Raw genomic sequence first — 25,504 nt, forward strand, 5'->3', positions numbered from 1 at the left:
GCGGTCAGAGCAGGTGGCTGCGCCCCCAGCCGCGGGCCAGGCGGTAGGTCGCGAGCGCTCCGGCGGCGAACGCGATACCGAGACACACCAGCACCGGGGTCAGCATGGCGCCGGCATCACCCTTCAGGGCGGTCCGCATCATGTCCATGGCCCAATAGCCGGGCGAGAACGGGGCGATGGCCTGGGCCCACCCCGGCATCAGGCTCACCGGGACGAGCGCGCCGCCGAACGCGCTGACCGTCATGGCCCCCACGTCGGACACCAGGGCGAGGTCACCGCGGCTGCGGGCGACGGTCGCCAGCGCGGCGCCGATGGACAGGAGCGTGATGCCCCAGACCGCGACCGCGATCACGACGTAGCCCATGCTGCCGGGCACCGGAAGCCCGATGACCAGGCAGCCGAAGAAGAGCAGGATCACCTGCTGGAGCACCAGCACCACCAGGATCGGCACCGTCTTGCCGAGCAGCAGTTCCGCCCGCCCCGCCCTGCTGGAGCGCATCTGGTCCCAGGTGTGCCACTCGCGCTCGGCGAGGATCGAGTTGCCGACGATGGACAGCGCGAAGACGGAGAACATCACGAGCGGCCCGGTGACCGCCTGGGTCACTCCCCCGTCCAGGGCCTTCACGTACAGCTCCTTGAGCATCACCATCAGCACCATCGGCAGCGCGATGTAGGTGATCAGCTGGGCGGGGTCGCGCAGCCTGAGCACCGTGTTATGCCGGACGAGGAGGGACGTGCGGTGCAGGGCGTCAATCATGGTCAACCGCCAGGGCTCGGTAGAGGTCGTCGAGGTCGGGGTGGTGGATGTCCACGGACTCGACGGGCTTCTGCGCGGTCTTCAGCAGCTCGACCAGCGTCGCGCTCTGGTTCGTGGTGGCCACCGAGACGGTTTCGTCGGGGAAGGTGACCCGTACCTCGCCGGGCAGTCCCGCGAGGAGTTCCTCGCTGCTGCCTCGTGCGATGACCCGGCCCCGCTTGGCCACGGCTATGGTCGCCTGCAGCTCACTGAGTTCGCTCAGATAGTGCGTCGTGTAGATGACCGCGGTCCCCTGTGCCGCCCGCTGTTTGACCACGTCGAGCAGTGCCTGCCGGGTCTCGGGGTCGGCGCCCGCGGTCGGTTCGTCGAGCAGGAGCAGCGCGGGACGGTGGATCAACGCGATGGCCGCCTGTGTCCTGCGCTGCTGGCCGCCCGAGAGGATGCCGACCCGCCGGTCGAGGAACTCCTCCAGGTGCATGGCCGCCGCCAGTTCGTCGATGGCGGCGCTCAGTTCGGCGCGGCGCAGGCCCGCGAGACCGCCGAACAACCTCAGGTGCTCCCGTACGGTGACCGGCAGGTAGAGCGCGATGTGCTGGGGCGACACCCCGACCTCGGCCCGTGCCGCAGCCGGTGGCCGGCCGTTGATGAGCACGGTGCCGGAGTCCTGGCGGATCAGCCCCGACACAATCTCGAGGAAGGTGCTCTTGCCTGCGCCGTTGTGACCCACCACGCCGACGATCTCTCCGGCGGCCACACTGAGGTCGAATCCGGCGAGCGCCTGTACCTCGCCGTACCTCTTCACGAGATGGTCGACTTCCAGCATGGTCATGCTCCTTCCTGGTGAGGCGGGGCGGTGCGCCCCCGTGGTCTGCTCCGTCGCTGTCAGTCGAGGTCCTGGCTCGCGGAGAGCTCCGCGAGCCAGCGGGGAGGAGCGGCCGCGCCGACGCGGGCCCGCTTGGCGGACTTGAGCTCCGCGAGCGATGCGGGCCGGCGCCGCGCACCGTCCGCAGTGCCCCGCACGATGCGCATCGGACGGGGTATCCGGGTGGCGGGGACGGTGCTCTGACCGACCGCCGGGTCGACGCGGCCGCGCGCGGTCGCCTCCTCGGCCGGAGGAGCCTGAGCGCGCCGGGCCTGACCGAGTTCCGCCAGCCGCTCCTCGGCGAGCCTGCTCCACTGGGTCTCACCGAGCATCTCGAACACCGCATGGGCGAGGCCCAGGCGCCCCCGGGCGTTGTCGGTGCGGCCTGCGCGCATGTCGAGCAGGGCCAGCGAGTACAGCAGCGTGGCCTCCCCCAGCCGGTCCTGGTCCTGGCGGGCCGCCCCCATGGCGTAGGTGCTGCTTTCGTGCCAGTCGGTGTGGCGGCCCAGCGCCTCGCAGATCGCCGCGATCCCCAGGGCGAGGTTCCAGCGGTAGGCGGCGTTGCCGACCAGATAGGGCTGCTCGATCATGTTCAGGAGATTCGTCCGCTCGCCTTCGTACCAGTCGTGCGGATCGGTGAGCATCGCGTCGACGACGGGGGCCGACAGCGCCCAGCGCGGCGCGGGGCCGCACGGCAGGCTGGTGTCGCCGAAGTGGCGGCGGCACAGCGTGTCGGCGAGGTGCAGCCAGGCGCCGAGCAGCCTGGCCTGGGCCGCCGAGCGCTCACTCGTGGATTCCGCGAGCGCGATGGCGTGACGCGCGTAGCTGCGGGTGAGGGGGCCGATCCGGTACCGTGCGCCGTTGCCGTCGCGGCTGACGACATCGACCAGCCGCGCTTCGACCAGCGTCTCCAGGACGTCGACGGCCGAGCCGGTGTCCAGGTCGAGCAGCGGCTCGGCCACCCAGGCCGCGAACTCGTCGGTGGCGAGCAGCGCCAGCCGCCCGAGCAGCAGGCGGGCGAGCGGCGGCAGTTGTTCGCACATCGACTGGTGCAGTGAGGCCGCCAGTTCCTGGCCGGCCAGTGAGTCGAGCCGGCGCTGCTCGTCGCGGAGCCGGGCGACCAGGTCGGTCAGTCGCCAGTGCGGCCAGGCGTTGAGCCGGGCCGCCGCCACGTTCAGTGCGAGCGGCAGCCCTCCGCAGAACTCGACGAGGCCGATCGCCTCGCTCGGTTCCGAGGTCACCCGCTCGCGGCCGAGCGTGCTCTCCAGCAGTTGCAGCGCTTCGCCGAGCCGGAACGGGCCGAGTTCGAAGCCCGTGCCACAGTCCAGGGCGTCGGGGCGGATACGGCTGGTCACGACGAGCCGCCCGCCGGGCGCCCCGGGTGCCAGCAGCCGTATGTGGTCGGCCCGGGCGAGGTTCTCGACCAGGACGACCAACCGCCGTCCGGCGATCGTGTCGCGGTAGAGCGCGGCCCGCGGCGACAGGTCCTGCGGGAGGGACGTCGCGGGATGGCCGAGTTCCGTCAGCAGCTGGGCCGGCACATCGAGGAGCGCCTCGTCACAGCCGACGCCCCCGGCCGCCTCGGCATGCAGTTGTCCGTCGGGATAGGCGTCGGCGACCGCGTGCACGGCCTCGAGTGCGCGTGCCGACTTGCCCGCTCCGGCCCGGCCCGTGATCACCGTCGTACGGGCGAACGCCGGTCCCAGGGCACGACGCGCCACGGGACATCCGCCGACCGGTCCTCGCCGGAGGCGTTGACCAGCACCACGTGCCCGACCGTGGAGCCATGGCCGAGCGCCTCGCCCACGGTGCAGCGGCGCTCGGCCGTGGTGATCACGACGCGGGCCTCGCAGTCCTCCACGATGTGCGCCAACTGACCTGCCTTCAAGGCAGGGTTGACCGGCACGAGCACTGCGCCGGCGGCCGGGACGGCAAGCAGCGGTCTCAGGCCCAGTGCGCGCAGACCGTTCGCCGCACGCTCCACGCGCTGCGCCAACTTCCCGTAGGTGAGCGTCTCGGCCCTGTAGGTCACGGCCGGACGCGCGGGATCACCACACGCGATCAGATGATCGACGCGGAACGGAGGTCGTCGCCAGGACGGGAGTGGGAGTGCGGCCGGATGCTCAGGCCTCACCAGACTCCACCGGTTCCACCAGGGCGGCCACCGTGGACCAGAGCGACCCGACCGTCGCGAAGGTCTCCTCGTTGAGGGCCTCGTCGGGGAAGTCCACGTAGGAGTGGTCCTCCAGAGCGGCAAGCGGCTGGACCACTCCCATGGAATCCAGGCCGAGAGACAGAAGTTCACCTTCCGCGTAAGGAAGGTGAACCAGCAGAACACCCTTGAAAGAGTCAGGTACCTTTACAGTCGCCACGCTTGTCCCCCTGGGCAGCGATAAGGCCGCAGACGCGCTACAGAAATACGTACGTTGGCCGGTTCCGTGCGGCGACTTCTCAGCCACACCCTGGAGCCAACCCCACCACGAGCCGCCCTCAAGCGGCTACCAACTCACCACCGGGCCCCGCAGCAAAGGCTTTCCATGCCGATCGCTGGACCGATAGTGGCTTCATACCCCCCTGGCATTCTGAACTCCGAGCCACCGAAACGCTCAAGTTCTGCAGTTCCAGCGAACATTACACCGATGGCATGGCGTATTCGATCAAATGAGGGAAGTAACTCGATCACGACAGTGCCACTTCAGAAACCGGCGAGGTCCGGTGACCGACACGCTGGTGAGCGACGTCTACCGCCTGGCGGCCCGAAGTGGCTGGATCGATTCACTGGAAGGCGCCGCCGACCAGTTGGGGCTCAGCACACGCGAGGTCTTCGCCGCGGTCACCCGGCTCATGGAACTGCGGGAGAGCGTCGAGGCGGTCGCCCGGGCACGCGAGGACTCCCCGGATCCGGTCGGCGCCATCGCCCGGCTTGGTCAAGGGCACCGAACTGGGACAAGCTCGGCTTCCACGAGTCCGCCTCCCTCGGCGGCACCGCCGGCCCGGCGGCCGCACAGCCCGAGCACTCCCTCGCCGACTCGGCCTCGTACCGGATCGGGTTCACCGGCCGCGACGACGAGCGGCAGCTCTCCGCCGTCGTCGCCGGATCGGGTGACGTCGGCTACGCCTCGGCTGCCCGCATGGCGCTCTGTGCCGCGGACTGCCTGCTGTGGAAGGCGCCCGACGCACCGGGCGGGATGTGGAGTCCAGGTGCGCTGCTGGGCGAGGAGCTGGTGAACCGGCTCCGGGAAGCGGCCGGGATGACGTTCACGGTGGAGGAGACCGCTTGACGGCCGCCTCGCAACGGCATCATGGCCGGTCCACCTGAGCCGCCGCAAGCACCGCACAAACTCACACGCCCGAGCACGCTGAAGCACGCCAGGCGATCAAGGACTGCGAGCGACGACCCGCCCGCACCAAGCAGCCCCCGTCACTCAGTGGATCAACGAGACATTGCGCAGCTGCGAAGCCCTGTATTTGTATTTGTGTCCGAGGGGGGACTTGAACCCCCACGCCCGATAAAGGGCACTAGCACCTCAAGCTAGCGCGTCTGCCATTCCGCCACCCGGACCAGGTGTCTGCCGCCTTGCCGGGGGTCTTCCCCGCGGCGACGTGGACAACAATACCAAGGTTTCGCAGTGCCTTTCACCTGCATATCCGTGCGCCGGACGGCCGTGGGAGCCGTCCGGCCGGGCGGCCCGAGGTGCCTCACGGCAGGTGACCGCGGGGTCACGCATGGGTGAGGGCGGCACCGGTACCGGTGGCGCCCGCGTGCCGTGGGCGCCACCGGTGTTCCGTCACGGCATGAGGTGGTAGTCCGGGAAGTTCCCGGGCAGCCGCTCCCCCGCCGGACCTTGTGTCACCGCGCGCACCAGCAGCTCGCCGCCGACGAACGCCCCGCGCCAGGATGCGCCGAACCCGCCGAACAGCTCGTCGCGGTCGCCGCGGGAGCGCGGCTTGCCGTGGCCGACCTTGAACGCGCGGATCTGCGGGGCCAGGCGGTCGTACGTCGCCCGGTCGTCCGTGGACAGCGTGGCGACCAGCGCGCCGTTGGAGGCGTTCATCGCCGCCAGCAGCTCGGCCTCGGTGTCGACCAGGACGATGGTGTCGACCGGGCCGAACGGTTCCGCGTGGTGGAGGGGGGAGGACGGGGGCGGGTTGAGCAGCGTGACCGGCTGGACGTACGCCGAGGTGTCCTGGCCGGGCAGGAAGCGCGCGTCGCACAGCCTGCCCCGGTGCAGTGGGACGGCACCGCGGTCGATCGCCTCGGCGACCTGGTCCTCCAGCTCCTTGGCCTTGGCCGCGTTGATCACCGGCCCGAAGTCCAGCCGTGGATGGGGGTCGTCCCGCTCCTCGACGGCCAGGGGGTGGCCGACCCTGAGCGTGCGCACCGCCGGGAGGTACGCCGCGAGGAACTCGTCGAACAGCTCACGCTGGACGACGAAGCGCGGGTACGCCGTGCAGCGCTGTTTGCCGTAGTCGAAGAGCTTGGGGACGACCGCCGTGAGCGCGTCCCAGTCCGTGTAGTTCCAGATGCCCCAGGTGTTCAGTCCCTCCTGTTCGAGTACATGTCGTTTGCCGAGGTCGGCGACGGCCGTGGCCACCGCGGCGCCGGTGTCGCGGCCGCCGACGAAGGAGACGCAGCCGATCTCGGGCGCCCGCACCAGCGCCTGGGACAGCTCGCCTCCGCTGCCGCTGACGAGGGTGACGGGGATCCCCTCGCGGGCGGCGAGCGCGCAGGCCAGGGTCAGACAGGCGACACCGCCGTCGGTCGGGGTCTTGGCGATGACCGCGTTGCCCGCCAGTGCTTGTACCAACACTGCGTGAACGAGCACGCTCATCGGGTAGTTCCAGCTCGCGATGTTGGAAACCGGGCCGTTCAGCGGGGCCCGCCCGGCGACCATCGGCTCGATGCCGTCGACGTACCAGCGCACGCCGTCGATGGCCCGGTCGACGTCCGCCTGCGCGAGCCGCCAGGGTTTGCCGATCTCCCAGACGAGGAGCAGGGCGAGCAGCTCCCGGTGCTGGGTCAGGGCGTCGAGGGTGGCCGCGACGCGTGCCCGGCGTTCGTCCAGCGGGATGTGCCGCCATGCGCGGTGCTGGTCGAGTGAGGCGCGTACGGCCTGGTGGGCGGCGGCCCGGTCCAGGCGCGGCGGGCCGGCGATCGGGCTGCCGTCGACCGGGCTCATGGCGGGCAGGGCGCGGCCGTCCGCCTGCCAGGTGGAGTTCCAGAGGTTGAGGACTCGGTCGTCCCGGAATGCCTCCGGGGCGACGGTGAGGCAGCGCTGCCAGGCGTCGGCCCAGGAGGTGCCTGCTTTGAGGGTGAGGGTGGTGGCCATGGGGTCTCCGCTCTCGGTGCACAGTCGGGGGCGGTTGATGATGGCTACGGCGGGGCGAGCGAGGCGCCGGTATGCCTGAGAGTGACTTCGCTCGGACGTTGGGTGACGTCATGCCTCCGAGTCGAGGTGGTCCAGCACCAGGCGCGCGGTTTCGGTGGGCGTGCTCCCGACCCCGACGCCCACCGCTTCGAGCGCCTCCTTCTTCGCCGCGGCCGTACCGGACGATCCGGACACGATCGCGCCGGCGTGCCCCATGGTCTTGCCCTCGGGTGCGGTGAAGCCGGCGACGTAGCCGACGACCGGCTTGGTGACGTGGTCGCGGATGTACGCGGCCGCGCGTTCCTCCGCGTCGCCGCCGATCTCCCCGATGAGGACGATCAGTTCGGTGTCGGGGTCGTCCTGGAAGGCGGCCAGGCAGTCGATGTGGGTCGTGCCGACGACGGGGTCGCCGCCGATGCCGACGCAGGTGGAGAAGCCGATGTCACGCAGCTCGTACATGAGCTGGTAGGTGAGCGTGCCGGACTTGGAGACCAGGCCGATGCGGCCGGGCTTGGTGATGTCGGGCGGGATGATGCCCGCGTTGGACTGGCCGGGGGTGATCAGGCCGGGGCAGTTGGGGCCGATGACGCGGGTGCCGCGCGCCTTCGCGTACGTGGTGAAGGCGACGGAGTCGTGGACCGGGATGCCCTCCGTGATCACGACGGCGAGTCCGATACCGGCGTCGGCGGCCTCGACGACGGCCGCCTTGGCGAAGGCGGGCGGCACGAAGACCACGGTCACGTCGGCGCCGGTCGCGCGCATGCCGTCGGCGACCGAGCCGAAGACGGGGACCGCTCGGTCATCGAAGTCGACGGTACGGCCCGCCTTGCGCGGGTTGACGCCGCCGACGACGTTCGTGCCGGCGGCCAACATGCGCCGGGTGTGCTTCATGCCCTCGCCGCCGGTCATGCCCTGGACGAGGACCTTGCTCTCCTTGGTGAGGTAGATGGCCATGTCGTCGTGTCTCCTCAGGCTGCTGCGGCGGCGAGTTGGGCGGCACGCAGAGCGGCGCCGTCCATGGTGGTGGCCTGCTGGACCAGGGGGTGGGCGCGGTCGTCGAGGATGGCGCGGCCGCGGGCGGCGTTGTTGCCGTCGAGGCGTACGACGAGCGGCTTGGTCAACTGGACGCTGTCCAGGGCCTGCACGATGCCGTCGGCGACCGCGTCGCATGCGGTGATCCCGCCGAAGACGTTGACGAAGACCGACTTCACGGCCGGGTCGGAGAGGATGACGGAGAGACCGTCGGCCATGATCTGGGCCGATGCGCCGCCGCCGATGTCGAGGAAGTTGGCGGGGCGGGCGCCGCAGCCCGCGACCACGTCGAGGGTGGACATGACGAGCCCGGCGCCGTTGCCGATGATGCCGACCTCGCCGTCGAGCTTGACGTAGTTGAGGCCCTTGGCCGCGGCTGCCGCCTCCAGGGCGTCGTCGTGCTCCACGTCGTCGGCGCCCCAGCGTGCCTGCCGGAAGCGGGCGTTGTCGTCGAGGGTGACCTTGCCGTCGAGGGCGAGGATTGGGCCCTGCCGGGTGCGCACGAGCGGGTTCACCTCGACGAGGAGGGCGTCCTCGCGGACCAGCACCTCCCACAGTCGTACGAGGACGTCGACGGTCTGCGGCGGCAGTCCGGCCGCCTCGGCGATCTCGCCCGCCTTCGCGGACGTGACGCCCTCGGCCGGGTCGATCGGGATGCGCGCGACGGCCTCGGGCCGCTCGGCGGCGACCTCCTCGATCTCCATACCGCCCTCGGCGGAGGCGATCGCGAGGAAACCGCCCGCCGCGCGGTCGAGTACATAGGACACGTAGAACTCGGTCTCGATGTCCACGGGCTGGGCCATCATCACCTTGCCGACCGTGTGGCCCTTGATGTCCATGCCGAGGATCTGGCGTGCCGTGATCTCTGCGGCTGCCGGGTCCGCGGCGAGCTTCACGCCGCCCGCCTTGCCGCGGCCGCCGGTCTTCACCTGCGCCTTGACCACTACTCGGCCGCCGAGTCGGCGTGCGATCTCGCGGGCTTCCTTGGGTGAGTCCGTCACCTCTGCCCGTGGCACCAAGATGCCGTGTTCCTCGAAGAGTTCCCTTGCCTGGTGTTCGTACAGGTCCATTCCGGCTCCTGACTCAAAAGTGCCGCACGCCCCCTGGACACCACCCACCGGATGCGGGATAACAAGGTTCATACAGTATTCGTCGACTGTATGCAATGTACCGCGAGAGCCGTTCCACCCCCTACGAAGGGACAGGACTTCGCCATGCCCGACGACACCCAGGACGTCATTTCCGGTGGTCATCTCGTTGCCAAGGCGCTGAAGGCCGAGGGGGTCGACCGCATCTACACGTTGTGCGGCGGCCACATCATCGACATCTACGACGGCTGCGTCGACGAGGGCATCGAGGTCGTCGACGTCCGTCACGAGCAGGTCGCCGCCCACGCCGCCGACGGCTACGCACGCATCACCGGCAAGCCCGGCTGCGCGGTCGTCACCGCCGGCCCCGGCACCACCGACGCCGTCACCGGCGTCGCCAACGCCTTCCGCGCCGAGTCACCGATGCTGCTCATCGGCGGCCAGGGCGCCCTCACCCAGCACAAGATGGGGTCCCTGCAGGACCTGCCGCACGTCGACATGATGACGCCGATCACCAAGTTCGCGGCGGCCGTGCCGGACACGGCGCGCGCGGCGGACATGGTGTCCATGGCGTTCCGTGAGTGCTACCACGGCGCGCCCGGGCCCTCCTTCCTGGAGATCCCGCGCGACGTCCTCGACGCCAAGGTGCCCGCCGCCAAGGCGCGCGTGCCGAAGCAGGGCGCCTACCGCGCCTCCACCCGCTCGGCCGGTGACCCCGAGGCCATCGAGAAGCTGGCCGACCTGCTGGTCCACGCCGAGAAGCCGGCCATCCTGCTCGGCAGCCAGGTGTGGACGACACGCGGCACCGAGGCGGCCATCGAGCTGGTGCGCACCCTCAACATCCCCGCCTACATGAACGGCGCCGGCCGCGGCACCCTGGCGCCCGGCGACCCGCACCACTTCCAGCTCTCGCGCCGGTACGCCTTCTCAGGCGCCGATGTCATCGTCATCGTCGGCACGCCCTTCGACTTCCGCATGGGCTACGGCAAGCGGCTGTCGCCGGACGCCACCGTCGTGCAGATCGACCTCGACTACCGCACCGTCGGCAAGAACCGCGACATCGACCTCGGGATCGTGGGCGACGCCGGGCTGGTGCTGAAGTCGGTGACCGAGGCGGCCTCCGGGCGTGTGAACGGCGGCGCGTCGAAGCGCAAGGAGTGGCTCGACGAGTTGCGCGCGGCCGAGCAGACCGCCATCGAGAAGCGGCTGCCGAGCCTCAAGTCGGACGCCTCGCCGATCCACCCGTACCGGCTGGTCAGCGAGATCAACGACTTCCTCACCGAGGACTCGATCTACATCGGCGACGGCGGCGACATCGTCACCTTCTCCGGCCAGGTCGTGCAGCCCAAGTCGCCGGGCCACTGGATGGACCCGGGCCCGCTGGGCACGCTCGGCGTCGGGGTGCCGTTCGTGCTCGCGGCCAAGCAGGCGCGGCCCGACAAGGAGGTCGTCGCGCTCTTCGGCGACGGCGCGTTCTCCCTCACCGGCTGGGACTTCGAGACGCTCGTCCGCTACAACCTCCCCTTCGTCGGCATCGTCGGCAACAACTCCTCCATGAACCAGATCCGCTACGGCCAGGCCCAGAAGTACGGCATGGAGCGCGAGCGGGTCGGCAACACCCTCGGCGACGTCCACTACGACAAGTTCGCGCAGATGCTGGGCGGTTACGGCGAGGAGGTCCGTGACCCCGCCGACATCGGCCCGGCACTCAGGCGCGCCCGTGAGTCGGGCAAGCCGTCGCTGATCAACGTCTGGGTCGACCCGGACGCGTACGCCCCCGGAACCATGAACCAGACCATGTACAAGTGAGGTGGCCTGCATGACCGGCACGACGGGTACTCCGTCCAAGGCTCTCGAAGGCATCCGCGTCCTGGACATGACGCACGTCCAGTCCGGGCCCTCCGCGACCCAACTGCTCGCCTGGCTCGGCGCGGACGTCGTCAAGCTGGAGGCGCCGTCCGGGGACATCACGCGCAAGCAGTTGCGCGACCTCCCGGACGTCGACTCGCTCTACTTCACGATGCTCAACTGCAACAAGCGGAGCATCACCCTCAACACCAAGACCGAGCGCGGCAAGGAGATCCTCACCGAGCTGATCCGGCGCTCCGACGTCATGGTCGAGAACTTCGGACCGGGCGCGGTCGACCGCATGGGCTTCACCTGGGACCGCATCCAGGAGATCAATCCGCGTATCGTCTATGCCTCCATCAAGGGGTTCGGCGAGGGCCCGTACACCAACTTCAAGGCGTACGAGGTCGTCGCGCAGGCCATGGGCGGGTCGATGTCGACCACCGGTTTCGAGGACGGGCCGCCGCTGGCGACCGGAGCCCAGATCGGGGACTCGGGGACGGGTGTGCACGCCGTCGCGGGGATTCTCGCGGCGCTGTTCCAGCGCGAGAACACCGGGCGTGGGCAGCGGGTCAACGTGGCCATGCAGCACGCTGTACTCAACCTGTGCCGGGTGAAGCTGAGGGACCAGCAACGCCTGGCACACGGGCCGCTCGCTGAATATCCCAACGAGGACTTCGGCACCGAAGTTCCCCGCTCGGGAAACGCGTCCGGCGGCGGTCAGCCCGGCTGGGCGGTCAAGTGCGCGCCGGGCGGGCCCAACGACTACGTGTACGTCATCGTGCAGCCCGTCGGCTGGCAGCCGATCAGCGAGCTCATCGGCCGGCCCGAACTCGCCGACGACCCCGAGTGGGCGACGCCGGAGGCCCGGCTGCCCAAGCTCAACAAGATGTTCCAGCTGATCGAGGAGTGGTCCTCGACCCTGCCCAAGTGGGAGGTGCTGGAGAAGCTCAACGCCCACAACATCCCGTGCGGGCCGATCCTGTCCACCAAGGAGATCATCGAGGACTCCTCGCTGGTCGCCAACGAGATGGTCGTCACCGTGCCGCACCCCGAGCGGGGCGAGTTCATGACCGTCGGCAGCCCGCTCAAGCTCTCCGACTCCCCCGTCGAGGTGTCCAGTTCGCCGCTGCTCGGCCAGCACAACGAAGAGGTCTACATCGGCGAGCTCGGCCTCGGCGACGAGGAAGTGCGCCTGCTCAAGTCGAACGGAGTGATCTGACGTGATGGCCGAAGACCGGGTCCTGAGGGTGCGCACGCTCCTCGACTCCGTGCGGGCCGAGGGCCGTACGGCGCTGACCGCACCCGAGGGCAAGGTGATCGCCGACGCGTACGGGATCGCCGTACCGGGCGAGGAGCTCGCCACGGACGTCGACGAGGCGGTGGCCTACGCGGCGCGCTTCGGCGGGCCCGTGGTGATGAAGATCGTCTCGCCGGACATCCTGCACAAGACCGACGCGGGCGGCGTGATCGTCGGTGTCGAGGGGGCGACGGACGTACGGGCCGCCTTCCACAAGATCATCGACAACGCGCGCACCTACAACGCGGATGCCCGCATCGAGGGCGTGCAGGTGCAGGAGCTGCTGCCGCAGGGGCAGGAGGTCATCGTCGGCGCGGTCACCGATCCGACGTTCGGCAAGGTCGTCGCCTTCGGCCTCGGCGGGGTCCTGGTCGAGGTCCTCAAGGACGTCACCTTCCGGCTCGCACCCGTGACCGCTGACGAGGCGCTGTCCATGCTGGACTCGATCCGGTCGGCGGAGATCCTGCGCGGGGTGCGCGGCCAGGCGGCGGTGGACCGGTGGGCGGTCGCCGAGCAGATCCGCCGGGTGTCGCAGCTGGTCGCGGACTTCCCGCAGATCGCCGAGGTCGACCTCAACCCGGTGATCGCCACCGCGGACGGCGCGGTCGCGGCCGACATCCGCGTGATCCTCTCCGAGACGCCCGTGAAGCCGCGCCGCCGCTACACGCGCGAGGAGATCCTCACCTCCATGCGCCGACTGATGCAGCCGTCGTCGGTCGCCGTCATCGGCGCGTCCAACGAGCAGGGCAAGATCGGCAACTCGGTCATGCGCAACCTCATCGACGGCGGCTTCGCCGGGGACATCCACCCGGTGAACCCCAAGGCCGATGACATTCTGGGCCGCAAGGCGTACAAGAGTGTCACGGACGTTCCCGGTGAGGTGGATGTGGCGGTCTTCGCTATCCCCGCCAAGTTCGTGGCCTCGGCCCTGGAGGAGGTGGGACGCAAGGGGATCCCGAACGCCGTGCTGATCCCCTCCGGGTTCGCGGAGACCGGTGAGCACGAACTCCAGGCGGAGATCGTCGCCATCGCCGAGCGGCACGGCGTCCGGCTGCTGGGCCCTAACATCTACGGCTACTACTCGACGTGGCAGGACCTGTGCGCCACGTTCTGCACGCCGTACGACGTCAAGGGCGGGGTGGCCCTGACCTCGCAGTCCGGCGGCATCGGGATGGCCATCCTGGGCTTCGCGCGGACCACGAAGACGGGTGTGTCGGCGATCGTCGGCCTCGGCAACAAGTCGGACCTGGACGAGGACGATCTGCTGACCTGGTTCGGCGAGGACCCGCACACCGAGTGCATCGCGATGCACCTGGAGGACCTCAAGGACGGGCGTGCCTTCGTCGAGGCCGCGCGCGCGACCGTACCGAAGAAGCCGGTCGTCGTCCTCAAGGCGGGCCGCACGGCGGCGGGCGCCAAGGCGGCCGGCTCGCACACCGGAGCCCTCGCCGGCGACGACGCCGTGTACGACGACATCCTCCGGCAGGCCGGTGTCATCCGGGCGCCGGGGCTGAACGAGATGCTGGAGTACGCGCGCGCGTTGCCGGTGCTTCCCGCTCCCAAGGGCGACAACGTCGTGATCATCACCGGCGCCGGCGGCAGCGGGGTGCTGCTGTCGGACGCGGTGACCGACAACGGCCTGTCCCTGATGGAGATCCCGCCGGACCTGGACGAGGCGTTCCGGAAGTTCATCCCGCCCTTCGGGGCGGCGGGCAACCCGGTCGACATCACGGGCGGCGAGCCGCCGTCGACGTACGAGGCGACGATCCGGCTCGGTCTGGAGGATCCGCGCATCCACGCGCTGGTCCTGGGCTACTGGCACACGATCGTCACTCCCCCGATGGTCTTCGCGGAGCTCACCGCGCGCGTGGTGGCCGAATTCCGGGAGCGCGGCGTGCAGAAGCCCGTCGTCGCCTCGCTCGCGGGTGATGTCGAGGTCGAGGAGGCCTGCCAGTACCTGTACGAGCGGGGGGTCGTGGCGTACCCGTACACGACCGAGAAGCCGGTGGCCGTGCTGGGCGCCAAGTACCGGTGGGCGCGGGCGGCCGGACTCCTGGGGGGCGGTTCATGAGGTGAGGCAGCGGGGGGCCGGCCGACGGTGCGCGTCGGCCGGCCCCGGGACCCGCGCGCGCACGAAAGGCAATGGACAGGGGGCGCTGGCCAGAACTTTCGACGCAAGGGGTGCAACTAACGTGACAACCACCGACGTTACAAGGGTCGCCACCTACCGGGAGGTGACCGACAAGAACGGACGCGTCTACCGCATCGGCGAGTCCGACATCGACATCATGGGCCGCAAGCGCAAGTGGATGGTGATCCTGCCCTGGGTCGGCATGATGGGCATCTCCTCCGCCGAGTACGCGTTCGCGTCCGCCGAGGACACCCTGCACACGGCGCATCACTGGAACAGCATGCACATCTTCTGGATGATGACCGTGTGGGTCTTCTTCCAGGCCGCGGTGGCCTTCCCCGCGGGAAAACTGCGTGAGAGCGGCAAGCTGCCGGCCCGCTGGGCGATGATGTTCGGCGCGACGGGCACCCTGCTGGGCTATCTGTCGCTGGCCTTCGCACCGCACGTCGTCGTCGCCTACATCGGCTTCAGCGTCTTCAGCGGCATGGGCGCGGGCATGGTGTACGCCACCTGCGTCAACATGGTGGGCAAGTGGTATCCCGAGCGCAAGGGCGGCAAGACCGGCTTCGTCAACGGCGGTTTCGCCTACGGCTCGGTGCCCTTCGTCTTCATCTTCAACGGCTACATGGACCTGACCAACTTCCGCTGGGTGCTGGTCTCGGTGGGCGTGTTCCTGGCCGGGATCGTCGCGTTCTCCGGCTTCTTCTTCAGGGACCCGCCGAAGAACTGGTGGCCCGCCGCGATCGACCCGCTCAACCCGCCGAAGGACCCGCGCGCGGCCCGCTCGCTGCGGATGAACCCGCCCGCGGTCCACCAGTACTCCCCCAAGGAGGCGTGGAAGACCGGCCGGGTGGCCCTGATGTGGTTCTGTCTGGCGTGCACGTCCGGCGTGAACATCTTCGGTATCGCCTTCCAGGTGGACATCGGCGAGGAGGCCGGATTCGCGGGCGGGATCGTGGCCACGGCCATGTCCCTGAAGGCGATCGTCAACGGCACCGGCCGCGGTGTCATCGGCTGGCTCTCCGACCTGTACGGCCGCAAGCGGTGCCTGCTCTTCGTATGCCTCGTCCTGGGCCTCTCCCAGTACGGCATCCTCTGGTCGGCCGAGGCCAAGAACCTTCCGCTGTTCCTGGTCTTCTCCTCGGTCTCCGGCTTCGGCGGCGGCGCCATCTTCCCGATGTTCGCCGCGCTCACCGCCGACTACTTCGGTGAGAACAACAACGCGTCCAACTACGGCATGGTCTACAGCGCCAAGCTGGTCTCCGGTCTGGGCGCCGGCATGGGTGCCGTGGTCGTCGGCGCCTGGGGACACTCCGGCGCGTTCATCCTGGCGGGCTCCATCTCGCTCTTCGCCGGCTGCATGGCGCTGTTCCTCAGCCCACCGGGACGCGACAAGGAAACGCGCCGTATCGCTCCCAACCCGCAACCGCTCGGCGAGGACATGTCCTGATATGACGGCAGATCCATGCGCAGCAGACAGCTCGTCCGTCCCACCCGACGCCGCACACCGTCCCTACCGTGAGGTGACCGACGCGCGCGGGCGCGTCTACCGTGTCGGCGAGACCGACCGGGACATCCTCGGCCACTCCCGCACGTTCATGGTGTATCTCCCGTGGATCGCCATGATGGCCATCAGCGTCTTCGCATACGCGTACGGCTCCGCGCCGGACACCCTGTCCCACGCGCACGGCTGGACGCAGAGCAACACCTTCTGGATCCTCAGCGTCTGGGTGTTCTTCCAGGCCGGTGTCGCCTTCCCGGCGGGCCGGCTGCGGGAGAAGGCCATCCTGACGGCCCGCAGGGCCAGGTACCTGGGCTCGGGCATGTGTCTGCCATCAACATGGTCGGCCGCCGCTACATCATGATCGTCGTCCTCGGATGCGCGTTCTTCTTCAAGGACCCGCCGAAGAACTGGTGGCCCGCGGACGTCGATCCGCTGACCTACGCGGGCCGGGCATGCTGCCGCTGATGTGGCTGTCCGTCGTACTGACCGCAGGGGTGTCGATCTTCGGCGGCGGCCTGGGCTCCATGGTCGTCGCGGCCTGGGGCTACGACGGCGCCTGCGCGCTGGCCGGCGGCGTGTCGCTGGTGGCGGCGGCGATCGCGCTGCTGCTGCGGCAGCCGGGGCGGGCGGCGGCGCCGCATCCAGCGGGTTGAACGATCGCGAACCTGAGGAGGCCCTCCCCACCCCGGGGAGGGCCTCCTCAGGTCAGTACGGCCGTCAGCACTTCTCCCGCAGCGAGTGCAGATGCTCGCTGGAACGCCGGGCGAACGTGAAGGACTCGGTCGGGTTGTCGTGCTCCGCCTGCCAGTGGTGGGCGAATCGCCGGCCCCGCAGTCTCGTCACCGCGGAGATGAACCGCTTGTAGTCGATGTCACCGTCGCCGACGTCGACCATCTGGTAGCCGTACTGGTTGGCCGGGTCGCTCACGCCGTCCTTGACATGGAACAGCGGGTAGCGGTGGGGCTGCTTCAGCACGTAGTCCAGGGGTTCGAAGGGGGCGGGTGAGCCGTCCGGCCGCTTCGAGAAGCGGAACTGGCCGGAGTACGCCCAGAAGATGTCCATCTCCAGGTAGACGAGGTCGGGGTCGGTCTCGGCGAGCAGCACGTCGTAGAGGCGGACCTTGGGGTTGTCGGTGGCGAAGGAGAACTCCTCGGAGTGGTTGTGCTGGTAGAACTTCATGCCGCGCGCCTTCGCCGCGGCGCCGTAGGTGTTGAACTCCTCGGCGGCGCGCTTCCAGGCGTCGACGGTGGAGCCGTACCGGAACGGCCCGGACGCGGTGCCTATGTGCTTCAGGCCGAGGGCCTCGGCGTCGTCCAGGACCTTGGTGAGGTTCTGGGCGAAGGTGTAGGCGCCCGGGTCGTTGGAGTAGTAGCCGACGTGGCTGCCGATCGGGTTCAGACCATAATTCCTGGCCAGCCGCTTGAGCTGGGCGAGGGTGATCGGGCCGGCCGAGCCCTGGGTGTATCCGGCGAACTCCACCTCGTCGTAGCCGCACTTCGCCAGTTCGGCGAAGACGGGGGCGAAGCCGAGCGTGGAGACCTTGTCGCGCAGGCTGTAGAGCTGGATGCCGAGGCGGCCGGGCGGCAGGACGGGACGGCCGCGGCCGTGCCCGCGGGAGGCCGTGTCCGGGGCGGGCGCGGTGCCGGGGGCGGCGGTCGCGGGGGCCGCGGCGGCGCCCAGCAGGGCGGCGGCCGTGGTGCCCGCGGCCACACCGAGCATGCCTCGTCTGGTGAGGCGGTGGGTGAGTTCGGGATCCGTCGGGGAAAAGCGGCTCATGCCTGGAACTCCCTGTGATCGAAGGCCGTTGTCAGTGGTGAGTGCTTCACTTGGGACCAGTCGGAAGAGACGGGTCGGTGAGACCGGCGAGTTGGAGCAGGAGTGACTTCACATCGGTGGCCGCGACGCGGTCGCCGACAGCGCGGGGGGTGGAGCAGATGAGGAGCGGACCGTCGTCGTCGCTCATGGGAAGGCGGCCGTGGCTGCCGCGAATAGGTGACGGATCCAGGGGCACGACCGCCATGCGATAGCGCATGCCGAGTTTCTTGCGCGCGAGCGCGGTCGCGGCCTTGACCTTGACGTAGGGGTCGAGGGGATCCATGAAGAGTTCGACCGGGTCGTAGCCGGGTTTGCGATGGATCTCGACGAGTCGCGCGAAGTCGGGCGCGCGGGCGTCATCGAGCCAGTAGTAGTACGTGAACCAGGCGTCCGGCTCCGCCACGGCGACGAGTTCGCCGGAGCGCGGATGGTCGAGATGGTGGTTCTTCTTGCCCTCGTCGTCGAGGAGTTGCTCAATGCCGGGCAGTCCGTCGAGTGCGGCCCGGGTCGCGTCGAGATCCTCCGGGCGGCGCACATAGACGTGGGCGATCTGGTGATCGGCGACCGCGAAGGCACGTGAGGCCATCGGGTCCAGGTACTCCATGCCGTCCTGGGTGTGCACTTCGAGCAGTCCCGCGCGGCGCAGGGCCCGGTTGATGTCGACGGGGCGGTCCGCGCGGGTGATGCCGTACTCGGACAGCGCCACCACGGTACGGCCCTCCGCTCGGGCGTCGTCCAGGAGCGGGGCCATGGCCGCATCCAGGTCGGCGGCCGCCTTCAGCGAACGTGGGTCGCCGGGGCCGAAGCGCTGCAGGTCGTAGTCGAGATGAGGGAGGTAGCAGAGCGTCAGATCCGGGTGCCGGGTGCGGTTGATGTGGCGGGTCGCGTCGATGATCCAGCGGCTGGAGACGAGGTCCGCGCCGGGGCCCCAGAAGTGGAAGAGCGGGAAGGTGCCGAATGTGTCGGTGAGTTCGTCGTGGAGAGCGGGTGGACGGGTGTAGCAGTCGGGTTCCTTGCGGCCGTCGGAGTAGTAGATCGGACGGGGGGTGACGGTGATGTCGGTGTCGGCGCCCATGGCGTACCACCAGCAGATGTTGGCGACGGTGTAGCCGGGGTGGGCGCGGCGGGCGGCGTCCCAGAGTTTGTCGCCGGTGACCAGGCCGTTGTGCTGGCGCCACAGGAGTACGTCGCCGAGGTCGCGGAAGTACCAGCCGTTGCCGACGATGCCGTGCTCCGACGGGTGGGTGCCGGTGAGGAAGGTGGACTGGGCGGCGCAGGTGACGGCGGGCAGGACGGTGCCGAGCGGGGCGCGGGAGCCGGACTGGGCGAGGGCCTTGAGGTGAGGCATGTGGTCGAGCAGACGGGGGGTGAGGCCCACGACGTCCAGGACGAGGAGCGGGGTGGGACGGTGCGCGGCGGTGGCGTCCGGCCGGGGCGCTGGGCGGGTGGCCGGGGCTGCCGGGACCGTGGGGTCCGATGGCTCGGTCATGGCAGCTCCTTCAGGCCCAGGTCGGTCAACAGGTCGCGGGCGAGGGTGAGTTCGGCGGCGATGCCGTCGGCGAGCTGGCTGCGGGCGCGGGGCCGCAGTTCGGCCGGGAGGGCCTGCCAGGTGTATGTCTCCACCTCCAGGTGGCGGGTGAGCGGCTGCGGGCCGCCGACGAGACGGGCCAGGGCGGCCTTCAGGACATCGAGTGTGGAGGTGAGGGGCGCGGCGGGGGCCGCGTGCAGCGGGACGTGGAAGTGGGCGCGCCACGGGGAGGCGTCGGGGAGGGCGTCGCCGTTGAGGGCCTGGCCGAGGTCGTCGGTGCAGCGCAGGCCGGCGGCGGTGGCCGTGCGGGTCTGGTGCAGGAAGCGGGGTTCGTCGAAGGCGGCGAGGGCCTCGCGGACATCGGGGAGGTGCGGGTGTTCGGCGTGCAGTGCGGCCGACAGCTGGGACTTGACGACGGGGACGCGGGCTGCGGTGAGCGCGTCCAGGGCGGTGTGCGGATCTTCGAAGGAGGTGGCGAGGTGGCAGGTGTCGACGCAGATGCCGATGCGGTCGTGGCCGATCGCGGTGAGCGGGGCGATGGCGTCGCCGGTGGTCTCGACGGTGCAGCCCGGTTCGGGTTCGAGGCCGACGCGGATGTCGCGGCCGGTCAGCTCCCGCAGGGCGTCGAGGCGTTCGGCGAGGGTGCGCAGGGCCGTGCGGGCGGTCCCGGCGCGGTCCTCGTCATAGGCGGTGCGCCAGGTGAGGGGCAGGGTCGAGATGCTGCCCTCGGTGACGTCGTCGGGGAGGAGTCCGGCGAGGACACGGGCCAGGGCCGTGGTGTGGTCGAGGCGTTCGGGGTCGGCCCAGTCCGGCTTGTAGACGCGGTACTTGACCTCTTCGGCGCCGAACCCCTCGTACGGGAAGCCGTTGAGGGTGACGACCTCGAGGCCACGCCGGTCGAGTTCGGTGCGCAGGCCGCGCAGGGCGGAGGGGTCGGTGACGAGGGAGTGCGCGGCGTCCTTGGCGAGCCACAGGCCGATGCCGAGGCGGTCGCGGCCGAGCCGTCGGCGGACGGGTTCGCAGTGGTCGCGGAGTTGGGCGAGGACGCCGTCGAGGGTCTCGGCCGGGTGGACGTTGGTGCAGTAGGCGAGGTGGATGGTGGAGCCGTCGGGGTGGCGGAAGCGCATGGCTCACGCCCCCGGGGACGGGGCGGCGGCCCGGGTGTCCGACTCACCCGGTGCGGCTGCCGGTCCGTCCGGGTCCTTGGGGGCGCCGCGGAGGATGGAGTTGCCCTCGTGGGTGGCCTCCGGAGTGGCGACATCGAGGGTGAGGCGGCCGCTGAGCCCGTAGAAGGCGACGGGGTTGCGCCACAGCACCAGGTCGACGTCGTCCTCGCCGAAGCCCTCGGCCAGCATCAGGTCCGCGACCTTGCGGGTCTTCAGGGGGTCGCTCCTGCCCCAGTCGGCGGCGGAGTTCACCAGGACCTGCTCGGGTCCGTACGCGCGGAGGATCGCGATCATCCGCTCCTCGTCCATCTTGGTGTCGGGATAGACGGAGAAGCCGAGCCAGCAGCCGCTGTCCTTGGCCTCCTTCACCGTGGTCTCGTTGAGGTGGTCGACGAGGACACGCTCTGGGGGCAGCGCGGACTCCCGGACGACGTCGAGGGTGCGGCGCAGGCCCGCCAGCTTGTCGCGGTGCGGGGTGTGGACGAGCGCGGGCAGTTCATGGTCGGCGGCGAGCTGGAGCTGGGCGGCGAGGGCGGTGTCCTCGGCGGGCGTCATCGAGTCATAGCCGATCTCGCCGACGGCGACGACCTGGTCCTTGACGAGATAGCGGGGCAGCTCGTCGAGGACGGGGACACAGCGGGGGTCGTTCGCCTCCTTGGGATTGAGGGCGAGCGTGCAGTGGTGCGCGATGCCGTACTGCGCGGCGCGGAAGGGCTCCCAGCCGAGGAGCGAGTCGAAGTAGTCGAGGAAGGAGGCGGGAGAGGTGCGGGGCTGGCCGAGCCAGAAGGAGGGCTCGACGACGGCGCGGACGCCGGAGGCGTGCATGGCCTCGTAGTCGTCGGTGGTGCGGGACGTCATGTGGATGTGGGGGTCGAAGAGGCGCATCAGGACTCCTTGCCGTCGGTGCCGCGGCTGCCGCGCTCGGCGGCGGGTGCGGGCGGGATGGCCGTGGGGTCGGTCAGGGTCAGGACGCGGTGCAGGTCTTCGGGCACGGGACGGCCCGCGGCGGTGCGTTCGGCGGCGTAGTCGCCGAGCATGCGGGCGAGTTCGGCGTCGCGGTGGGCGCGGCGGTCCAGGTCGGCCACGGTGTCGACGCGGACACCGGTGAACAGGCACTTCAGGACGGCGTGCCGCCACTGGTGGGGGTCGAGGTGCCGGGCGGCGTAGGGGCCGACGGCGGCGGCGAGGAGGCGGGTGTCGTTGGTGCGCAGGGCGTCCTCGACGAGCGGGAGTGCCTCCGGGCCGGGTACGAGGTGGGGCAGCGCGTGCAGGACGGCGCGGCGTTCGGCGGCGGTGCCCTGGAAGTAGACCCGGGTGAGGGCGTCCGTGTCGGCGCGGGCCGCGTGCAGGATCAGGACGCGGGCGGCGTCGGCGTACTCGGAGCCGCAGCGACGCCCGGCCTCGGCGATGCGCAACTCCCAGACGGAGATGGGGCCGTGGGTCCCGGGATGTGCGGCAGCCTCGTCGAGGGCTCGGTGGAGCCAGGCGCCGGCGGCCGAGCCCAGGTGCGCGGTGAGATCGGCGCGCAGGTCGGGGGGTGGGGTGAGGGCGAGGGCGAGGGGTGTGCCCGGGGTGGCTGACGGGTGCGGGGCGTGTGCCTGGCCTTCGGTGGCCGCTCGGTCCTGGGTGCTCGCCCGACCCGCGGTGCTCGCCCGACCCCCGGTGCTCGCCCGGCCCTGGGTGCTCGCCCGACCCTCTGTGCTCGCCCGGTCCTGGGTGCCGTCGGTTCGGCTCTCGGCGTCGGCTCGCTTCTCGGCGGGCGTTCCGGGCTCGGCGCGCGTTCGAGGCTCGGTGTCCGCGCCCGGGGTCGCCGGGCTGGTGCGGGGGCGGGTCATGAGGTGCTCCCTTCGGGGGTGGCGGAGGGATCGCCATGGGGTGGGACGAGTGCGGGTGATCGGGTGGCCGTTGCCTCGGCGCGGCGGAGGAACGGCAGGGAGAGTTCGGCGAAGTGGGGGCCCGCGTGGGAGTGGCGGGGCAGTTCGACGACGGTCAGGCCCCGGTAGCCGGAGGCGGAGAGGGCGGCGAGGACGGGTGGGAAGTCGATCTCGCCGTCGCCGAAGGGGAGGTGTTCATGGATGCCGCGGCGCATGTCCTCGATCTGGACGTGGCGCAGCCAGGGGGCGGCGGCGCGTACGCAGTCGGCGGGAGAGAGGGGTTCGAGGCACTGGCAGTGGCCGATGTCGAGGGTCAGGCCGAGGTGTTCGGGGTCGCCGAGTGCCCGGCGGAGTCGGTGGAAGTCGGCGAGGGTGGCGAGGAGGTGGCCGGGTTCGGGTTCGACGGCGAGCGGGATGCCGGTCGCGGTGGCGACGTCCAGGACCGGGGCGAGCGCGTCGGCCAGACGCTGCCAGGCGGTGTCCTGGTCCGTGCCCGGCGGTGTGAGTCCGCTGAAGCAGTGGACGGCGTGGGCACCGAGGTCGGCGGCCACCCGGACGGCGCGGAGCAGCAGGTCGACGCGGCGGGCGCGGTCGTCCGGGTCGGGGTCCAGCAGGGAGGGGCCGTGCTTGCGGCGCGGGTCGAGCACATAGCGGGCGCCCGTCTCCACGGTGGCGCCCAGGCCGAGCGCGTCCAGCCGCTGCGCGAGGCGGCGGGTGCGGGCGGCGAGATCCAGGGCGAGCGGGTCGAGGTGCATGTGGTCGAGGGTCAGGCCGACTCCGTCGTAGCCGAGGTCGGCGAGGAGGGCCAGGGCGTCGTCGAGGCGGAGGTCGGCGAGGCCGTTGGTGCCGTAGCCGAAGCGGAGGACGGCACCGGGCTGCCCGATGCCGGTGCCGTGCAGCAGGCGGGCGTCGGTGCCCGAGGCTTCGGCGGGACGCGCCGGGACAGCCGTCGCCCGGCTCGGCGGGGTGGCGCTGCGGCCCGACGCCCCGTTGGACCTGCCCGGATCGGTCGTCGCGTCGCTCATGTGACGCTCACCTTCCTTCCGAATCTCCGGCCGAGCGCGGTGAGTCCGGCGACGAACAGGGCGGTGCGGGCGGCGCCGGATCGGGCGCACAGAGCGGCCTGGAGCGGGATGGTGGCGCGGATGCCGCCGCCGACGGCTCGTTGGGTGAGCGGGGGTGAGGGGTTGAGCGTGGCGTGGAGGTAAGGGCGGGCGGCGGTCGCGGCGTAAGCCGCGGCCAGGGCAGTACTCAGGGCGCGGGCGCCCGGCGAGCCGGCACCGCCAACCGCGAGGGCGGCGGCGTGCCGACGGCCCTCCAGGCCATGGGCGTCCGCAGACCCACCGCCCGCCGGAGATCCCGTGGGTCGGCGTGACAGAAGCCGGCTCAGGAGTGCCGTCGTGGTCAGCGCCGCGAGCGGTGCCAGGGGCGAACCGCCCCTGGTCTCCTGGCGGGACACCGCGGTGACCGCCAGCGTGTGGGTGCCGAGCAGGGCGGCTGACGGGAGGGCCTCGCGGGTGTGGCCGGTCGTTGCCGCTGCGCCCAGGAGGAGGTCCAGTGCACGGGCCGTGGCCATGGCCGCGGGTCCGGCGGGCGTGTGTTTCAGGGCGAGGTCGTAAGCCCAGACGGTGGCCGCGAGCGGCGCGGCAACCGTGAGGGCGGGGCGGCCGGCGCGGGCGGCGAGTGCGAGGCCCGCGCCGGTCAGGGCGCAGGCCGCGGTGAGGGCGGCTGCGGGGTGGACGCGGCCGGACGGGAGGGGGCGATGGGGGCGCTCGGCGGCGTCCTCCGCGCGGTCCGCCCAGTCGTTGAGGGCCATTCCGGCCTCGTACAGACAGAGGGAGGAACCGATGGCGAGCAGGGTGCGGGAATTGGGGCGGGCCGCGGTCGTGGCGGCGCCTGCGAGGGCGTCGCCGGGGACGGTGAACAGGGCGGGGAGGCGGAGCAGTTCGGCCCAGGCGAGTGCCGTACGGCGCGGCTCTCCCGTAGCGCCGATGGCCGGCGGCGTGGACGTCGCCCTGCGCCGCCGGTGCCGGTTCACCGGCGCTCCTCGTCGGAGCCGGAGTGCGGCGCCGGCTCTCCCGGGCGCTCCACCCTCAATCGTTGCGCGAAGCCCGCCAGGGCCGCGTACTGCTCCCCGAGCGCCGCCGGCCCCTCCCCCGCCGGGTCCTTGAAGTAGAAGCCGAGTTCGGAGAGCGGGCCGGACAGGCCGGCCTCGTGGGCGCGTGCCGTCAAGCGGGCCAGGTCGAGGACCAGGGGTGCCGCGAGGGACGAGTCGCAGCCCTGCCAGGTGGTCTGGAGGACCATGCGGGTGCCGAGGAAGCCGTCGAAGGCGATGTGGTCCCAGGCGGTCTTCCAGTCGCCGAGGGCGGGGACGTCGTCGATGTGGACCTCGCCCTCGGGAGCGGTGCCGAGGGTGTCGGCCAGGACCCTCTCCTTGCCGGCGTTCTTCGCCGCCGCCGCGGCCGGGTCGGCGAGAGAGGCGCCGTCGCCGCCGCCCAGCAGGTTGGTGCCGGACCAGGCGCGGACGGCCAGCGCGCGTTGGGCGAACATCGGGCCCAGCACGGACCGCAGCAGCGTCTGGCCCGTCTTGCCGTCGCGCCCCGCGAAGGGCAGCCCGGCCGACGCAAGCAGGGGTGCCAGCGCGGGGTGGTCCAGGCCGGTCGAGGGGGTGAAGTTCACGTAGGGGCAGCCCGCTCGCAGGGCCGCCGCCGCGTACAGCGAACTCGGGGGCAGTGCGGTGCCGGTGGGCGGCGGCTCGGTGGAGGCGACGTTGACCACGACCGCGCGGGTGAGGTCGTAGCGCCGTATGAAGTCCTGGATGTCGTCCGCGAAGGCGGTGATCAGGTCGGGATCGCCGCGCGTGTCGCCGGGGAGCGGGCCGCCGGGCCTGATCTCCGCGTCCGCCGTGGCGAGTTCGGCGCGTACCGCCGTGGGCAGGCCCGGGGGCAGCACACCGCCCGCTGCCAGGGCTTCCGCGCGTTTGGGCAGGGGGCAGTCCACCGTGTCGTGGCCGCCGAAGACCAGGGACGACAGCGCGGGCAGGCCGCTGTCCGCGAACATGGGCGTCTCGGTGACCAGGCCCGTCGGCGGGTGCAGTCCCGCGGTGACGGCGGCGCACCCGGCGACGACGGTCGTGGCGACGGAGCCGCGCGCCCCGATCAGCCAGACGCCGACGCGCGCCACGGACGGGGAAACGGACGCGGACATGGCAGCCTCCTTGTCGAACGCGT

The 25,504-nt window shown here is 71.0% G+C and carries 21 protein-coding genes, 1 tRNA gene and 1 pseudogene; 6 read left to right on the forward strand and 17 right to left on the reverse strand.

Features of this window, described 5'->3' with window-relative positions; translation table 11 throughout:
• Positions 1 to 4: 4 nt before the first annotated feature.
• The 5 genes from IM697_RS29620 to IM697_RS45585 form a co-directional block, all read right to left on the reverse strand.
• The gene (locus IM697_RS29620; protein ID WP_194039156.1) at positions 5 to 757 is read right to left on the reverse strand and encodes an ABC transporter permease; all 753 of its coding nucleotides are present in this window, start codon (positions 755 to 757) and stop codon (positions 5 to 7) included.
• On the reverse strand, positions 750 to 1,586 hold the full coding sequence (locus IM697_RS29625; RefSeq protein ID WP_228044224.1) for an ABC transporter ATP-binding protein: 837 nt from the start codon (positions 1,584 to 1,586) through the stop codon (positions 750 to 752). Before IM697_RS29625 ends, IM697_RS29620 begins: the two co-directional genes overlap by 8 nt.
• A gap of 53 nt (positions 1,587 to 1,639) precedes the next feature.
• A complete protein-coding gene (locus tag IM697_RS29630; protein ID WP_194039157.1) occupies positions 1,640 to 3,340 on the reverse strand; it encodes an ATP-binding protein in 1,701 nt (566 codons plus the stop codon).
• Positions 3,295 to 3,651: an AMP-binding protein gene (locus IM697_RS29635; protein ID WP_194039158.1), complete on the reverse strand. Its 357-nt coding sequence runs from the start codon at positions 3,649 to 3,651 to the stop codon at positions 3,295 to 3,297. Before IM697_RS29635 ends, IM697_RS29630 begins: the two co-directional genes overlap by 46 nt.
• Positions 3,652 to 3,742: 91 nt before the next feature.
• Entirely contained in the window at positions 3,743 to 3,895 is a 153-nt protein-coding gene (locus IM697_RS45585; RefSeq protein WP_265582679.1) for an acyl carrier protein, read from the reverse strand.
• Positions 3,896 to 4,750: 855 nt separating this feature from the next.
• On the opposite strand from IM697_RS45585, the gene IM697_RS29645 reads away from it, so the two are divergent.
• On the forward strand, positions 4,751 to 4,900 hold the full coding sequence (locus tag IM697_RS29645; RefSeq protein WP_194039159.1) for a hypothetical protein: 150 nt from the start codon (positions 4,751 to 4,753) through the stop codon (positions 4,898 to 4,900).
• A 196-nt stretch (positions 4,901 to 5,096) separates the two neighbouring features.
• On the opposite strand, the gene IM697_RS29650 is transcribed toward IM697_RS29645, so the two are convergent.
• The 4 genes from IM697_RS29650 to sucC all read right to left on the reverse strand — a co-directional run bounded on the left by IM697_RS29650 (position 5,097) and on the right by sucC (position 9,090).
• Positions 5,097 to 5,181 (reverse strand) — tRNA-Leu (locus IM697_RS29650).
• Between the two features lie 226 nt (positions 5,182 to 5,407).
• The gene (locus IM697_RS29655) at positions 5,408 to 6,949 is read right to left on the reverse strand and encodes an aldehyde dehydrogenase family protein (RefSeq protein WP_194039160.1); all 1,542 of its coding nucleotides are present in this window, start codon (positions 6,947 to 6,949) and stop codon (positions 5,408 to 5,410) included.
• A 108-nt stretch (positions 6,950 to 7,057) separates the two neighbouring features.
• A complete protein-coding gene (sucD, locus tag IM697_RS29660; RefSeq protein WP_194039161.1) occupies positions 7,058 to 7,942 on the reverse strand; it encodes a succinate--CoA ligase subunit alpha in 885 nt (294 codons plus the stop codon).
• 14 nt (positions 7,943 to 7,956) lie between these two features.
• Entirely contained in the window at positions 7,957 to 9,090 is a 1,134-nt protein-coding gene (sucC, locus tag IM697_RS29665) for an ADP-forming succinate--CoA ligase subunit beta (protein WP_194039162.1), read from the reverse strand.
• Positions 9,091 to 9,234: 144 nt separating this feature from the next.
• On the opposite strand from sucC, the gene IM697_RS29670 reads away from it, so the two are divergent.
• The 5 genes and pseudogenes from IM697_RS29670 to IM697_RS29690 form a co-directional block, all read left to right on the forward strand.
• On the forward strand, positions 9,235 to 10,917 hold the full coding sequence (locus tag IM697_RS29670) for a thiamine pyrophosphate-binding protein (protein ID WP_194039163.1): 1,683 nt from the start codon (positions 9,235 to 9,237) through the stop codon (positions 10,915 to 10,917).
• A 10-nt stretch (positions 10,918 to 10,927) separates the two neighbouring features.
• On the forward strand, positions 10,928 to 12,178 hold the full coding sequence (gene frc, locus IM697_RS29675) for a formyl-CoA transferase (RefSeq protein ID WP_194039164.1): 1,251 nt from the start codon (positions 10,928 to 10,930) through the stop codon (positions 12,176 to 12,178).
• A 4-nt stretch (positions 12,179 to 12,182) separates the two neighbouring features.
• Positions 12,183 to 14,327, forward strand: coding sequence for an acetate--CoA ligase family protein (locus IM697_RS29680; protein WP_194049933.1), 2,145 nt, complete (start codon positions 12,183 to 12,185; stop codon positions 14,325 to 14,327).
• A 121-nt stretch (positions 14,328 to 14,448) separates the two neighbouring features.
• On the forward strand, positions 14,449 to 15,837 hold the full coding sequence (locus IM697_RS29685; RefSeq protein ID WP_194039165.1) for an OFA family MFS transporter: 1,389 nt from the start codon (positions 14,449 to 14,451) through the stop codon (positions 15,835 to 15,837).
• 1 nt (position 15,838) lies between these two features.
• Positions 15,839 to 16,400, forward strand: a pseudogene (locus IM697_RS29690) (hypothetical protein); the annotation flags it as partial.
• A 208-nt stretch (positions 16,401 to 16,608) separates the two neighbouring features.
• Here IM697_RS29690 and IM697_RS29695 read toward each other — a convergent pair.
• From IM697_RS29695 to IM697_RS29730, 8 genes are read right to left on the reverse strand one after another with little or no spacing between them, the layout of a single operon-like run.
• A complete protein-coding gene (locus tag IM697_RS29695) occupies positions 16,609 to 17,667 on the reverse strand; it encodes a sugar phosphate isomerase/epimerase family protein (RefSeq protein WP_194039166.1) in 1,059 nt (352 codons plus the stop codon).
• 46 nt (positions 17,668 to 17,713) lie between these two features.
• Positions 17,714 to 19,195, reverse strand: coding sequence for an alkaline phosphatase family protein (locus IM697_RS29700; protein WP_228044227.1), 1,482 nt, complete (start codon positions 19,193 to 19,195; stop codon positions 17,714 to 17,716).
• A complete protein-coding gene (gene eboE / locus IM697_RS29705; RefSeq protein ID WP_194039167.1) occupies positions 19,192 to 20,361 on the reverse strand; it encodes a metabolite traffic protein EboE in 1,170 nt (389 codons plus the stop codon). The genes IM697_RS29700 and eboE overlap by 4 nt, the downstream gene beginning before the upstream one ends.
• Positions 20,362 to 20,364: 3 nt before the next feature.
• Positions 20,365 to 21,285 (reverse strand): TatD family hydrolase, encoded by a 921-nt coding sequence (locus IM697_RS29710; protein WP_194039168.1) that lies wholly within the window; start codon positions 21,283 to 21,285, stop codon positions 20,365 to 20,367.
• The gene (locus IM697_RS29715; RefSeq protein ID WP_228044228.1) at positions 21,285 to 22,235 is read right to left on the reverse strand and encodes an EboA domain-containing protein; all 951 of its coding nucleotides are present in this window, start codon (positions 22,233 to 22,235) and stop codon (positions 21,285 to 21,287) included. Before IM697_RS29715 ends, IM697_RS29710 begins: the two co-directional genes overlap by 1 nt.
• The gene (locus IM697_RS29720) at positions 22,232 to 23,299 is read right to left on the reverse strand and encodes a sugar phosphate isomerase/epimerase family protein (protein ID WP_194039169.1); all 1,068 of its coding nucleotides are present in this window, start codon (positions 23,297 to 23,299) and stop codon (positions 22,232 to 22,234) included. The genes IM697_RS29715 and IM697_RS29720 overlap by 4 nt, the downstream gene beginning before the upstream one ends.
• Positions 23,296 to 24,312: an SCO3242 family prenyltransferase gene (locus IM697_RS29725; protein WP_194039170.1), complete on the reverse strand. Its 1,017-nt coding sequence runs from the start codon at positions 24,310 to 24,312 to the stop codon at positions 23,296 to 23,298. Before IM697_RS29725 ends, IM697_RS29720 begins: the two co-directional genes overlap by 4 nt.
• Positions 24,309 to 25,481, reverse strand: a complete 1,173-nt coding sequence (locus IM697_RS29730; protein ID WP_194039171.1) for an inositol-3-phosphate synthase — start codon at positions 25,479 to 25,481, stop codon at positions 24,309 to 24,311. The genes IM697_RS29725 and IM697_RS29730 overlap by 4 nt, the downstream gene beginning before the upstream one ends.
• Positions 25,482 to 25,504 lie beyond the last annotated feature (23 nt).

Source organism: Streptomyces ferrugineus (assembly GCF_015160855.1).
GTDB classification, from domain to species: Bacteria; Actinomycetota; Actinomycetes; order Streptomycetales; family Streptomycetaceae; genus Streptomyces; species Streptomyces ferrugineus.